We start from the raw sequence: 14,193 nt of genomic DNA on the forward strand, positions 1-14,193 counted from the left end.
ATACGATTTATTTTTGCAAATAACAGCTTAGAAGGTATAACGCAAACCTATTTGACCTCTCCAACGGCTGTTGTAGCTATTGTAATCACGATTTACATGTGTTCCATCAAACTTAAACATGCCATCGCCTTCATAGTTGAATGGGCTGAAATAGCGTCCAAATCCGTCGCCATAGGTATGTCCCCAATCCTTATTCAATAAGTTTCCAAGATTGATAATATCGAAACTCAATTCCAAAGAATTAATTTGTCCCGCAACCTTGAAGCTATATTTCTGTGCAAAGTGCAAATCAAAATGATGTTCAAAGGCAAGATTATCAGCATAACGCTCGAAGTATTGACCTCGGTGGTCACGCATATATGAATCTTCAGCAATCCATTGTTTCAACAAAGCACGTTGTTGTTCTTCTGAAAGATTACCTTTGTATCCTTCACCCAACACTCTTGTTATCAAAGGATAAGTGTTGTTGGAGTTGTTTACAGTTGTTGCAACAAAGTGCATCTTGTCAATTTGCTCGTCAGTAGGTATCCACATCAAGTCATTACCACGCGCACCATCGCCATTCATATCGCCATACATTTCAATAACGTATGGTGAGCCACTCTTTGCTTGATAAATCAAACCAATAGTTGATTGCCATTGCTTGCTTGAACCATAAGCAACATGGTAGTAAGCACTTGCTTGAATGTTATGAGGAACATTGTATGCGCTGAAACCAAGTTCAGGATTATTTGGATTACGATAGGTTGTATTGAACATCCAGTTACTACCTGCAACAGAAGAAGTACCACTATTGACACTCATAGAGCGTGTCCAAGTGTAGCTTGCCATAAGGTCAAGACCAAAATTGAAATGCTTTTCTGCCTTCAAAGATAAGTTTACAGTGTAACCTTTATTGGTATTGTAGAGTCCATAAACGTAAGCGTAAGGAGTTCCTTTTGTTGTTGTTGTAAACATTGGGCGATTATCCCATTCGTAACCTGTTTCTTGACCAAATGTTTTGCCAGTCTCTTCGATAGAAAGGTTTTTGTAGTAAATATCATTCAAAGTCTTTGAATAGATAGCTTCTGCTGTCCAATCAATACCTAATGCCTTGAAATCAAAGCCAAGATTGAGTTTTAAGGTTTGAGCAAACTTGAAGTTATCAGCAAAGATATTAACTTCTTGGCTGCCTGCTGCCTTCAACTTGTCAGCATTTTCAGTTTGCTTATTAGGGTCAAACTGCATTTCAAGTCCTTTTGGATTATAAACAGAGTATTTTGACATTTGAATACCTGTGTTTGTGAAGTTATTGCTAATCCAAACGTATGGTATGCGACCTGTAAAAATACCAATACCACCACGAAGAATATAACGACGGTCGTTATTAATATCCCAACGGAAACCTACACGAGGACTCCAAAGTGGGCGGCTTGATAGCTTATGATCGGTACGAACACCCCAATTGCGCTTTGCAGCATACTCGTTGAAACCAGTGTTTGCTGTTGGTGTATCGAAAAACAGAGGGATTTCCATACGCAAACCATATGTAAGTTGGAAAGAAGGAGTAGCATTCCACTTATCTTGAGCATAAAATCCTAATTGACCAGCAGAGAAAGGAGCCTTCCACCGTGGGTCGCCTGTAACAGCAGTATTAGCCATACCGAAGCGATATTGCTTGAAATAAGCATAGGTAGGGTCTAAATTGTTATTCATGAAATCATCATAATACTTATTAAAATGCTCAAGGTCGGCAAAATTATAAGTACCATTGGCATCTTGAATGAAGAGGTTTGCAAATTTATAGAATTCGTTATGTGTACCAAAAGTAAAGGTATGATTGCCCTTATACCATGTAAGGTTGTCCTCAATAGTATAAATATCTTGGTCAAGTTGGTTCGCCATTGAAGAACGCTCGTTACCAATGTTCACAGTTCCACCTGTTACTTGGAGTGAAATCATTGGGAAAGGATTAGAAACGGCTCTTTCATCACGCACACGAACATAGCTTGCACGAGCTTCATTGCTTATCTTTGGAGAAATACGGCTTTGCAATTCAGCTGTAAAAGAGTGAGTTTTACTGTTAAATGGATAATAATAATTATCGTCATTCAACGAAGAAGCACCGCTCACATTATTTAATTGTTGCGCATCAACATAACTCCAACGGAACGAGAACTTATTAAAATCATTAATGTTCCAGTCGATTTTAGCACCATATTTTCTACTCTTTGTATAAATATCAGGGTTGCCATAGCTACCAGTATAATCAATACCTTGCTTTTTAGCCATAGCTTTAATCTTAGCCAAAACGTCATCAGCTTCTTCTTTCAATACTCTTGAACCTGTTTGACCATAGCCATTGATATTTGGATATTTCTTATTGGCATCTTCAAAGTTGAAGAAGAAGAACAATTTATCCTTAATAATAGGACCACCCAAGGTAAGTCCCCATTGATATTCTTGTTGTTCCTGATATTTAGGAGCATATCCTGTTCCGTCAGAGTATGGATAATGATGTCCAATAAGGTTTTGATTATTACCGAAACCATATACGCTACCATGGAATTTATTAGTACCTGACTTTGTAATAGCATTGATTGCACCACCTGTAAAACCACTTTGACGAACGTCGAATGGTGCTACGTTAATCTGAATTTGTTCAATTGTTTCCATTGAAACAGGCTGTGCGCCAGCTTGTCCACCATTAGAACCATCGGCAGTCAGACCAAATACGTCGTTATTCATCGCTCCATCAATCATGAAAGAGTTATAACGATTGTTTGTTCCAGCAAACGACATTGCTCCATTACTTGATGTTGTAAGTTGTGGATTCAAGCGTGCTACATCAGCAATACCATGCGTGATACTTGGCATATCAGCTATCTGACGTGATGTTAAACTTTGTGCTGCACCTGTTTTAGTACCATTTAAGCCAGCTTTTCCTACTACTACAACCTCCTGAAGTTCTTTTGCGTCAGCTTCCAATTTACATGATAAATCTTCAACTTCACCTAAATGAAGCATTACACCTTCGAAAGTTTTAGTTTGTTTCCCTAAGTAAGCAATCTCAACTTTGTAGGGACCGCCAACACGCATACCTTGTATGGTGAATCGTCCGTCCAGGTTTGTCAAACCACGATAAATAGTTCCTGATGGTTGGTGAGTAGCTGTAATAGTTGCACCTATTACTTCTTCACCTTTGGAAGTTACCTTACCGCTGATGCCTGACGTGGTTATTTGTGCCATAACCGCTGATGTCAAGCTGAAAAACATTACGATAAGAAAGAGTAATCTTTTCTTCATGCCCATAAATTTTATTTTAATAAATTATAACGTTGTTTTATAATATGCTGCAAATATAGCCATTTTTTTGCAACATCGCATTACAAATCTATTAAAAATGAAGATTAAGAACAAAAAGGAAGTCACTTCAAACTTTATTGCATGAAGGAAAATCACAAAAAAGAAGAAAAGATTAAATGCGGCGAGATAGATTTGCCATCATAACAGCTGCCAATCCCGCAGTTTCTGTACGTAATCTACTATTACCAAGTGTTACACTTTGATAGCCATTGGCTAAGGCTTTGCGCACTTCGTCAATGCTGAAATCACCTTCTGGACCAATTAATACAGTTATATTTTCAGTTGTTTGTAGATTAATAGAATTAAAAAAATCTATTTTTTCAATTTCATTGTAACAATGGCAAATGTATTTTGCGCCTTTAAAATCTTTGTTTATAAAATCATCGAAGTTAATTAACTCATTAACTATAGGCTTCCAAGGTTTCCTACTTTGCTTCATTGCCGATACAACAATGCGTTCTATTCTGTCGGAGCGTAGGGATTTACGCTCTGAAAACTTACAATTGAGAAAAGAAATTTCATCAAATCCCACTTCTGTAACCTTTTCAACCAACCACTCAATACGCCCAATATCTTTTGTAGGAGCTATTGCAAGATGTATTTTTGAGTTCCAAGTTTTCTCTTGGGGAATGGCTTTTTTAATATTATAGAGGCAGTGCTTTTGACTGGCAAGGGTTACTTCAGCTTGAAAGAACGTACCTTCACCATCCATAAGATATATTTCGTCCCCACTTTTCAATCGCAAAACACGCACAGCATGGGTTGCTTCTTCGGTTGGTAACTCATTGGTATTTGCAGCATTGGGTACATAAAAATATCTTACTTCCTTCATTTCTACACTCTTTAATCTTCTTTTTCGCTTTCTTCCTTACGTTTATTCAATTCATCACGCAGGTTTGAAGCTAACTCATAATTTTCATTTTTAATTGCTTTCTGCAACGCATCTTCCAACATTGCAGTGCTTAAAACATTCACAGGCAATGCCATTCTGCTTTTTCCAGCTTCAAAAGGAACGCTCTGACGTATAAAAAGCTTCTCCTCCATAAACATATTGAGTTGAGCTATCGATGCTAAGAGTATTGCATCAGAGGCTCTAATAGGTGTCATTTCTAATATATTTTTATTGAGTAATACCACTTTATATTGTCCGTCAGAAATAGAATTGAACAATATTTCATATTGTTCTGCATTCATATTAGGATTAATCCAACATAAAACTTCAGGCAAAAGTTTATGACGAAGAGGAGCTTTTCCAATACGAATATTAAATTCACGTGTCATCGCTTTATCACAAACGATGGCAATTTGCTTTTCTTCTACTTGGTCGGTGAGTATGAGAAGTGCCATCTCAGACCCACCGACAATTTCTGTTATACCTTTAAATAAAACTTGTACTTTGTTCATTAATCTTCTTTTGGTCGGAAAATAATAGCAAAACTAACTGCTACTACCAATGCATACCCTGCAAAAATATACCAACAAGTTTGCCAATCACCTACAGTAAGAGTATCATTTCCGAATTTTTCTGCATGCGTATAATGGGTAATAATGGCTTGTGCAGCTAAAGTTCCTATTGTTGCACCAATACCATTGGTCATTAACATGAATAAACCTTGTGCCGAAGAGCGTATAGAAGCATCGGTACTCTTATCCACAAAGAGTGAACCTGAGATATTAAAGAAATCGAATGCTACTCCATATACTATCATTGAAAGCACGAAAAGGAATACTCCTGGAGTGCCAGGATTGCCTAATCCAAAGAATCCAAAGCGTAAAACCCAAGCAAACATAGCAATAAGCATTACATTTTTAATGCCATATTTGCGCATGAAGAATGGGATTAGGAGAATACAACAAGTTTCACTTACTTGCGAAAGGCTTATCAATATATTAGCATGTTGTACACCAAATGCTTGTGCATATTCTGGTTGTGCAGCGAAACTGAACAAGAATGGGTTGGCAAAGCTATTTGTAATTTGTAAACTAACGCCAAGAAGCATTGAGAAGATAAAGAAAATAGCCATTTTCTTTTGCTTAAACAAGGCAAAAGCACGTAAACCGAAAGCATCAATGAGGCTTTTCTTTTCATTATTTTTATCAATTGGACAATTTGGCAATGTGAAAGTATATAGGAAAAGTAAAACACTTACTGCTCCAGAGGTAAAGAATTGATTTTGATTACTTTGGAATCCCATAATATCAACCAACCACATTGTTATAATAAAACCGATGGTTCCAAAAACACGAATAGGTGGAAACTCTTTTACCGTGTCCATTCCTTCTTGTGTAAGAGCATTATAAGCAACAGAATTGGTCAATGCAATTGTTGGCATATAGAACGCTACCGATAAAGAATAAAGCGTAAAAATTGTCGTGAAAGAAACATTACTACCTTCTGTCATACCATACCATGCTGTAAAACCCATGAAAAGCCCAGCCAATAAATGACATAAACCTAACAATCGTTGCGCTGGAATCCATCTATCTGCCACAATACCCATTAAAGCGGGCATGAAAATAGAGACAATTCCTTGCATTGAATAAAATAAACCAATATTGCCTCCTAATCCAATATTACCCAAATAACGTCCCATAGACGTTAAATATGCTCCCCAAACTGCGAACTCTAAAAAGTTCATCAATGATAAACGTATCTTTAAATTCATCTTTAGATTTTAATTGTTTGGCAACAAAATTACTGAATTTCTCATGAACTACCAAACATGTGGGATTTTTTTAAAAAAATGATATAAAAAAAATTGATTGTCTCTCGACAATCAATCTTTATTAACCTTAATAATCTAATACCATGAAAAACACGTTGCAAAGATAGACCTATACCGTGAAATTTGCAAATATTTCAAATAGAAAATTATTCCATTTAACATTAATTAAAATCTATGCCATTCCATTTTAGTTTTCTTTGCTTAATAATAGCTGTTAAGTCCTTTTTTTCGGCATTAGATAATAGTGGAGCTGAATAGATGAGCATCAGATTGTTATCTGCTGCGGATAGTTTCATCTCGCACATAATATCCTTTGTCAGTTCCAGAATTTCTCCATATCGTTTCTGCGACATGGAATCTGGTTTTTCAAAGATTGCATTTGTATTCAAGTTCAACGTTTTCGATTCCCAATTCTTTGAGAATAATGACAATTTACTCTCAGCAACAGGGGCATTCCAAGTTTGAACCATTGCTATATGTGAATTATCTAATAATTTGATTTCCAATCTACTAACATTATTTAGATGCACTAAAATATAGTTGTCGGTAAGTTTTTCTATTCTTGTTGTGTCTGACAATTTATTCTGCACTTCGGCTTTCATTGACATGTTCACATAATCAGCCAATTCTGTTCGCTGACTTTTATTGATGTAGGGTATGATAGAATCTGGCATATTAATCCAAATCTCTCGCATATTTTGCGCATCAGCTTGAATAATGCCCAATATTGCGAAAAGTAAAATAAAATATTTCTTCATTTTCTTCCTATTTATTTTTTGCAAAGATACATAAAAAAAATGGCTTTACTATCTTTTCATGGCGATTACAAGTATAAAACTCTAAGGGAAACATTTTATTCATCACGTTAAGTAGATAGAAATTTGCCCCCAGCCACAATTAAAGCAAAATAAGAAACAGGCTGTTTTGCCATTCAAAACAATAGGTTTTGAAGCTCAAAAGAGCCTATTTCATAATTCAAATTAGTTTTATATTAGATTTCGTATAAGTTTATAAACAATATCTATAAAGCTATTAAAAGAAAAAAAGCCTCGAAGAAAACTTCGAGGCTCAATTATAAATTGTACACCCTTAGGGATTCGAACCCTAGACCCACTGATTAAGAGTCAGTTGCTCTACCAACTGAGCTAAGGGTGCATAAACGAAATTTCTTAAAAGTACACCCTTAGGGATTCGAACCCTAGACCCACTGATTAAGAGTCAGTTGCTCTACCAACTGAGCTAAGGGTGCATTCTTTCGTTTTTGCGAGTGCAAAGATAGCTATTTTCCGCTAATTAACCAAAGAAAACTATCTTTTTTTTATAAATATCTATGATTTCAGCATTTATATTTTGATTGGTTTCATAAAAACAAATATTTCTTCGGTTGCAAAGATTATTTCTCGTGATATAGTTGAAGATGTTGTTCCTCAGATTTTGGTGGTTCTATTCCTAATTCTTCAAGTGCTATGCGTGCTGCGTTCCAACCGCTTACTGCGGCTTTGCGATACCACATAATGGCTTTTTTTATATCCTTTGAAACTAATTTTCCGTCTGCGTATTGTTTTGCTAATAAACATTGGGCTTCTTGATAGCCTTGTTTCGCTGATTTTTTAAGCCATTTAATTCCTTCTTTGGTATCATTTGGCGGCATGTTACGCTCCAAAAGATATTTCCCAACCTCATATTGTGAAATCAATTCGCCTTCTTTTGCCAATAATAAATACCAGTTATATGCTTCTTCTTTATTTTCTTGAACGCCAATTCCTTGCTCATAACAATAAGCTAACGCTGTAATAGCATCGCTATAGGATTGTTTGGCGGCAAGTAGATACCACTCAACAGCCTTTGTTGCATCTTTTTCAAGTCCACAATTTCCATAAAAATAAAATTCACCCAATTGAAATTGTCCATTCGCTTCGCCTACTTCAGCCGATTTACGCACCCATTTTAAGGCTTCGGCATAATTCTGCGCTGTGCCACAACCACTGAAATTATCCATTCCAACCTCTAAATAGGCAGCTACCAATCCTTCATTGGCAGCAAGTAAATAATAATGATGGGCTTCTTCGTATTTAAGTTCTGAAGAATATTGCTGAGCTATTTTATAATATGCTTTTGCTTTCTTTAAGTCGTTAACTTCTATTTTGGCTATATTAGCTACATGAATTTCATTCTGTGCAGCAGTCTTGGTAGACATAAACAAGAGAAATAGTGCAATATAAAAAAGTTTCATCATTAAAGGAATAGTCTTAAGGCTGGTTCTATAAATTACCACCACATATTGTCATTAAATTTTATGAAATACGTTTTGTTATCTTTTGGCTTCTTTTTATATAAAACGGGCTGCGCCTCAACAATTCAAACAAGTTTGATTGCATTCGGCTTGCTCCATTTTTGGTTCAAAATGTAAGTTCAAAATCTAACAAAGCTAATTTATAGAACCAGCCTTAACATTTAATTTCTCGTATGATATACAAAATCAAAAAGTAAAAAAAGGTGAATTTGCTATTTACAAATCCCCCTTTTTTTATATTTAATATTTAAAACTTAGCTTAGAAGAACAAGTAGCGGTTATCTACAACATTTGCATTTAAAACCAAATCTTGCATAAAGCTGCTTGCCATTTGCATGTTTTGTTGCATGCACATTTGCATTTGCTTAGCTTCATCATACTTAACGCCAGCACGCATTGCTTTCTTAATAACTTGGAAAACATACACACCAGCATTGCCCTTAACAGGATTCTTAGAGAATTTACCTGTGGCAGTAGCTGCAACAGCTCCAGAGAGAGCAGGTTCTGCAGCACCAGTTGCTTGAATGAAAGCAGGAGCAGCAAATGTAATTTGATTAACCATGCTTACTTTAGCACCCTTAGCTTGAGCAGCTGCAATGGTATTAACACCTTTCAACTTCGCCATGAATTGTTCTGCCTTCTTATCTTTGATAACTTCACGCTTCAAGATTTCCTTTACTTCAGCATCGTCCCATGAACGATAGCCCTGTGGGTGTACTTTTGTAAGAGCAATTACCATAAAGTGGTCGTTATCGCCACATTCGTAAAGCTGAGAAATATCGCCTTCCTTAGCTTCAAATATCCACTTCAAAGCTTCGCGAGTAGCACGAACACCTACAACATCGTGCTGTGCAGTAGAGATGTTCTTTTGCTCTTGAACTCTATAACCATACTTACCAGCATTCTTTTCTAAATCAGCAAGAGTTGCACCCTTAGCTACATATTCAGAGAACTTATTGAATGCTGCGCTACGAGTATCCTTAGAGAAGTCTATAACCTTCTTGATGATAGCAGCAGTAGTTTTGGTTGTCATTGCTTTCTTATCGAGAACCTGAAGAATTACATTGCCTTGTGTGAGTACAACATTCTGAATGCCATTAACTTCGCCATTCATAATAGCATTAATGTATTGGCGGTTATCTTGGTTCATTGATGTTGAATTTTCATATTGCTGACCTGTAAACCAAACTTTCTCACCTGCTTGACCATAACGCTTAGCAATTGCTTCGAAGTCAGCACCACCTGCTAATGCCTTTTGGATAGAGTCTGCCTTTGTAGCTGCTTGTTCTTTTGTTGCAGCTCCCACTTGAATTTGACGGAATTGAACAGAGTCAGGCAATTGAGCCTTGCTCATTATGCGTACAATATTCAATGTATTGTCTTGTGCATTTGGTGTAACAGCTGTTGTACCAACACCCAAAGAGTCAATTTTTGAAGCAATATCAGGGTATTGTTGGTAAGCCTTGCTGCTAACAGGTAGTCCTAAATATGGAATAAGACTACCGCTCTTGCTTACAACCAAAGCTGGGTCAACTGCTGTTGCCAATTGTTGCTGGTAAGCTGCCATATCCTTATTCAAGGCATTACGGTCTGCTTGGCTTGCTGAAATCTTGTAGTCTACATATTTAATATCACGTGTTTCGATAGTTTGACGGAACATTGGCTTTAGTTCTTCATACTTAGCCTTTAAGTCTTCGTCTGTAACTTTTATATCAGCGTCTTTAATTGAGCTATAAGCCATAGATGCCAATTGCACTTGAGCTTCTTCATTTTCATCTTTAAAAGCAAGTTTAGCTTCAGCCTTGTTAGAAAGAACACAACCAGCATAGAGTGCTTGGAACTTTTGTCCTAATAATTGCGAACGAAGATTTTTCTCTACGAACATCCAATAGTTGTAAGCAGCCTTCATTTGTTCAGCTTGCTGTGGATTAGCAGTCTTAACCTTGTTATACTCATCAAGGAATTGCTTCAAGATAGTAACATCGAAACGACCTGTTTGCTGATTTTTAAAAGGAGTTTGTGCAAGCATTGGGTCGGTACCTTCGTTAAGTACATTTTGCAATTCTTGTTCCGTAACCGATAAACCAACTTTCTTTGCATCAGCTTCGATTACATGATTTGTAACCATTTGCTGCCAAACTTGGTCTTTTACTTGATTGAGCTCATCTTCAGATAAGTTATCACGTTGCATTGTGAACTTAATAGCATCTTGATACTCTTCTACAAGTTTCTGAAAATCTTGTACATTAATTTTTTCACCTAAGATTTCGCCGACTTGCTGTTTGGCTTCACCTTTAATACCGCTACATGAGCGGAAAGCTTCTTCAGCAATAAATGCAAAAAGACCCAAACCGATAATAATTATCAGCGTGATGCCTCTCTGTCTAATTTTTCCTAATGCTGCCATTTTTATTATTTTTATTTTTGATTATTCCTTATGTTTGCAAAAAATTGCCTACAAAAATACAAAGAAAAACATAATTAAAGTAATATTTACCGAAGAAAATGCACTATTTCTTGACTTTTAGCTTTACAAGTTCTATTTTTGTCATTGTATTCTTGATTATCTTAAACTCAAACTTACCAATTTTCACTAATTCATTTAATTTAGGAAAACTCTGATATTCGTATAAAATGAAACCACTTATGGTCATATAATCATCGTTTTCTGGCAAATCTAAACCAAACATATCATTCACTTTTTCTATTTCTAATCGAGCAGAAAGTATGTATTCGTTATCGGTTATTTGCTTGGCAATATAGTTTGAGTTGTCGTGTTCATCTTCAATTTCGCCAAAGATTTCCTCGACTATATCTTCCAAAGAAATGATACCACTCGTTCCTCCAAACTCATCAACCACTACTCCTAAACTTTTCTTCTGCTGTAAAAAAGTTTGCATCAATTTCTGAGCAGGCATTGTTTCTGGTACGAAAGGCATTTCACGAACATGCTCACGCCATTCCTGAAAGTTTTTAAACATTTCGGAAGAGTGTATGTATCCTACGATGTGGTCAATATCTTCTTTGTACACAATAATTTTAGAATTTCCACTTTCTATGAACATTTGTTGTAAATCAGTGGCAGTACAATCAATATCAACGGCGTTAATTTCTGTACGAGGAATCATACAATCTTTTACTTTTGTATCTGTAAAATCTAACGCATTCTGGAATATTTTGACTTCCTCCTCTATACTTCCATCATTCTTTGCATTATCAATAGAACTCTGAAGCAAGTAGTCTAAATCTACTTTTGTGAAAGTTCCATTGTTCTTTATCTCGTCCATTTTAACGCCAATAGACTTCAAAATCATGCGAGAGAGGAAAGTGGAGAACCTGCTTATAGGCCAAAGAATTATAAAAAACAAGTAAGCTAAAGGAGAAAAGAAGGTAAGTAGACTATTGGGACTACTCTTAAATAATAATTTCGGAATAAATTCGCCTGTAAAAACAACGATTAAAGTAGAAAGGAGAGTATTTAAAATTACTTGTGTGGCGGGTGGAAAAGATAAAAATAATGTAGCATTGAAGAGGTTAGCAAATAATATTCCATACAAAACAAGCACGATATTATTCCCAACGAGCATGGTGGAAACAAAACCATTTGGATTCTTATAAAAGATATGAATACACTTTTGAGCAAATCCATTCTTTTCTTTATCCATTTCTGCTAACATTCTATTGCTCGAAACAAAAGCAATCTCCATTCCTGAAAAGAATGCAGATAATGTCAATGATATGATAATTCCAACTATTAAACTTGTATCCAACTTCTTTTATCGTTTAAATATTTTGCCTTTAAAATTGGCTTTTGATAATGTATCAATAGGAGCTAACGGCACATTTTGCATTGAATTTGGGTTAAATTCTTGCTCTTTGAAGATACCCCACCCTTTAACTTGGCGTATCTCATAGCGAGTCATTTGCTCATCACTCTTAAACCAATTTCCCTCTAATTCTTTCTCTGGCGTTTTTAAATGAGAATAAACATTTGACCAAATCTCGTGATTTTGTTCGTCCCAGAAAAGTTCATTACTATAAAATTGTGTTTTCTGAGCAGTTACAATCCTCACATTTCCATGTAATTCCCAACGATGAATTTTATCGAAATAGATAGCGGTATCGCATTGCATGTAACCAACAACATGCTTTTTTAAATCAAATTGCATCAATAAAAGCCCTTTATTAAAACTCCACCGTGATGGTTTTTTATTTTCATTCACTTCCCATTCTTCTGCCACAATGCGATATTTTATGACACCAGAATCTGAAATTAATGTATTTACACCATAGGTTGTCATGATAGGAACAGAGTCTTTCTCACGAATGGCAGGAGCTGTATGCGAACGACTTTTATTACATGAAGTTAAAAATGACACGAAACAAGATGCAATAAACGTACATACTATGAAAAACTTGCTCTTATTCATGCTAATTTCTTATGACCTGTCGTTTTAAAATCCACCTATTCTATATTTTTAATATCTTATTGCACCTTAAATTTAGCAAACCAACGCTCGTTGAAAGTAAGTCCAACATTAATGCGGAACATATTTTCCTTTATTAATCCTGTCGCACTACGGTTTACCCATTCAGCACTAATATTTAAGATGCTTCTATTGTTATAATTGTTTACTATTGGAATACCAAAGCCAAGACTTGCTGAAATTTCACGAGGACCGTCCTGTCCATTGATTTTAACGTAAGGGGTTGCGTAACTTACACCTGCTCGATAATGCATACGACTGAAGAATCCACGATAGCGTTCGCCCTTACAATACTCTCCACCTAATGTAATTTTATGTTGGTCAGAAAGCAATCCTTTAGCCGCTTTATAGCTTGCCACATTATTAATTACATTAAATTGAGGAATTTCTAAAGCACCCCACTGCTGTAATTGATAATCAACCCCTAATTTTAAGCGGTTATTATGATTAAACATCACACCTACTCCAAACACATGAGGTAACTTTATGGCATCTTCAAGACTATAATGCGTTGTATCGCTAACGCCTGTCTGCGAGTTTTTTGAGATAATATTACATTCTGCATCTGAATTGAGTTTATGTCCCAAAGCGTAGGTCAAGCCGAACGTTAAAGCATTTTTTCTTGATAATTTCTGGGTATATTGCAAACCAAAATCGGCTCTATAACTATTCACGTCAATATTATATTCCTTTGAAAGTGTCTTTATGAACTTGTCGCTATAGCTGTTTTCGATATTTCTCTCTAAACTTCCCCAAAGATAAGAAATGTTTGCACCAAATGCAAAGCCACGGAAAGGTTCCCAACCTATACCAAGATAAACCTGACGAAGCCCACCTTTTCCAGAGAAGGTATTAGAATAAGTAGCATTTTGGATAGATGTACTTGGAAATGCGTTTACATTTTCTTTATTACTATACTTGAATCCTACATTCGTATAAGGCATCAAACCAAAGCTAACACCCACATGTTTGAATGCACGAAAAGCAGCATTAATGTATTCAATATCACCATTATTTGCATTTTTCTTACGCCCATATTCTTCAAAGTTAGTTATTTGCAAACTTACTCCCGCATCAAAAATGAATGACAAAGAGTCTAACTCAGAATACGAAGCAGGGTTTTGATAGTTAATTTGGTTATGTTCGTGGAAACCATAAGCCAATCCATTCATACCTCTATTAAACCCTGTTGATTGCGGTGCCAATGTTCCTAAGCCAAATTGGCTATAAGGAGAGTTCGTACCACTCTGTCCCCATGCTGAAACAGACATGGCTACGAAGAGGACTGCAGATAATATTTTCTTCATTTATTTGTTATTTCAAAATATAAACAGTGCAAAGT

10 protein-coding genes and 2 tRNA genes are annotated in these 14,193 nt (G+C 35.9%); all 12 read right to left on the bottom strand.

Translation table 11 applies throughout. The annotated features are described in order from the left end of the window. Nucleotides 1–27 precede the first annotated feature (27 nt). The 12 genes from DYI03_RS06105 to DYI03_RS06160 all read right to left on the bottom strand — a co-directional run bounded on the left by DYI03_RS06105 (nucleotide 28) and on the right by DYI03_RS06160 (nucleotide 14,158). Nucleotides 28–3,285, bottom strand: coding sequence for a TonB-dependent receptor (locus DYI03_RS06105; RefSeq protein ID WP_025064600.1), 3,258 nt, complete (start codon nucleotides 3,283–3,285; stop codon nucleotides 28–30). A 172-nt stretch (nucleotides 3,286–3,457) separates the two neighbouring features. Next, complete coding sequence (locus DYI03_RS06110; protein ID WP_021668201.1) at nucleotides 3,458–4,177, bottom strand: 16S rRNA (uracil(1498)-N(3))-methyltransferase; 720 nt, start codon at nucleotides 4,175–4,177, stop codon at nucleotides 3,458–3,460. Between the two features lie 11 nt (nucleotides 4,178–4,188). Further along, entirely contained in the window at nucleotides 4,189–4,749 is a 561-nt protein-coding gene (locus tag DYI03_RS06115) for a UvrB/UvrC motif-containing protein (protein WP_021668202.1), read from the bottom strand. Next, a complete protein-coding gene (locus DYI03_RS06120) occupies nucleotides 4,749–6,011 on the bottom strand; it encodes a nucleoside permease (RefSeq protein WP_004358079.1) in 1,263 nt (420 codons plus the stop codon). The genes DYI03_RS06115 and DYI03_RS06120 overlap by 1 nt, the downstream gene beginning before the upstream one ends. Before the next feature lie 221 nt (nucleotides 6,012–6,232). Continuing rightward, nucleotides 6,233–6,829, bottom strand: a complete 597-nt coding sequence (locus DYI03_RS06125; protein WP_021668204.1) for a DUF3256 family protein — start codon at nucleotides 6,827–6,829, stop codon at nucleotides 6,233–6,235. 324 nt (nucleotides 6,830–7,153) lie between these two features. Further along, nucleotides 7,154–7,226, bottom strand: a tRNA-Lys gene (locus DYI03_RS06130). 21 nt (nucleotides 7,227–7,247) lie between these two features. Next, nucleotides 7,248–7,320: transfer RNA gene (locus tag DYI03_RS06135), tRNA-Lys, on the bottom strand. A gap of 144 nt (nucleotides 7,321–7,464) precedes the next feature. Beyond that, on the bottom strand, nucleotides 7,465–8,307 hold the full coding sequence (locus DYI03_RS06140) for a tetratricopeptide repeat protein (RefSeq protein ID WP_021668205.1): 843 nt from the start codon (nucleotides 8,305–8,307) through the stop codon (nucleotides 7,465–7,467). Between the two features lie 316 nt (nucleotides 8,308–8,623). Further along, nucleotides 8,624–10,771, bottom strand: a complete 2,148-nt coding sequence (locus tag DYI03_RS06145; RefSeq protein WP_021668206.1) for a peptidylprolyl isomerase — start codon at nucleotides 10,769–10,771, stop codon at nucleotides 8,624–8,626. A 103-nt stretch (nucleotides 10,772–10,874) separates the two neighbouring features. After that, nucleotides 10,875–12,134 (bottom strand): hemolysin family protein, encoded by a 1,260-nt coding sequence (locus DYI03_RS06150; protein WP_004358001.1) that lies wholly within the window; start codon nucleotides 12,132–12,134, stop codon nucleotides 10,875–10,877. 6 nt (nucleotides 12,135–12,140) lie between these two features. Continuing rightward, nucleotides 12,141–12,794: an LPS export ABC transporter periplasmic protein LptC gene (gene lptC, locus DYI03_RS06155; protein WP_025064599.1), complete on the bottom strand. Its 654-nt coding sequence runs from the start codon at nucleotides 12,792–12,794 to the stop codon at nucleotides 12,141–12,143. 56 nt (nucleotides 12,795–12,850) lie between these two features. Beyond that, a complete protein-coding gene (locus DYI03_RS06160; protein ID WP_025064598.1) occupies nucleotides 12,851–14,158 on the bottom strand; it encodes a membrane protein in 1,308 nt (435 codons plus the stop codon). Nucleotides 14,159–14,193: the final 35 nt, after the last annotated feature.

This window comes from Prevotella disiens (assembly GCF_900454955.1).
GTDB classification, from domain to species: domain Bacteria; phylum Bacteroidota; class Bacteroidia; order Bacteroidales; family Bacteroidaceae; genus Prevotella; species Prevotella disiens.

Coding starts and splice junctions, on each gene's coding strand:
- DYI03_RS06105 (WP_025064600.1), bottom strand. CDS start 3,285: ATGAAGAAAAGATTACTCTTTCTTATCGTAATGTTTTTCAGCTTGACA.
- DYI03_RS06110 (WP_021668201.1), bottom strand. CDS start 4,177: ATGAAGGAAGTAAGATATTTTTATGTACCCAATGCTGCAAATACCAAT.
- DYI03_RS06115 (WP_021668202.1), bottom strand. CDS start 4,749: ATGAACAAAGTACAAGTTTTATTTAAAGGTATAACAGAAATTGTCGGT.
- DYI03_RS06120 (WP_004358079.1), bottom strand. CDS start 6,011: ATGAATTTAAAGATACGTTTATCATTGATGAACTTTTTAGAGTTCGCA.
- DYI03_RS06125 (WP_021668204.1), bottom strand. CDS start 6,829: ATGAAGAAATATTTTATTTTACTTTTCGCAATATTGGGCATTATTCAA.
- DYI03_RS06140 (WP_021668205.1), bottom strand. CDS start 8,307: ATGATGAAACTTTTTTATATTGCACTATTTCTCTTGTTTATGTCTACC.
- DYI03_RS06145 (WP_021668206.1), bottom strand. CDS start 10,771: ATGGCAGCATTAGGAAAAATTAGACAGAGAGGCATCACGCTGATAATT.
- lptC (WP_025064599.1), bottom strand. CDS start 12,794: ATGAATAAGAGCAAGTTTTTCATAGTATGTACGTTTATTGCATCTTGT.
- DYI03_RS06160 (WP_025064598.1), bottom strand. CDS start 14,158: ATGAAGAAAATATTATCTGCAGTCCTCTTCGTAGCCATGTCTGTTTCA.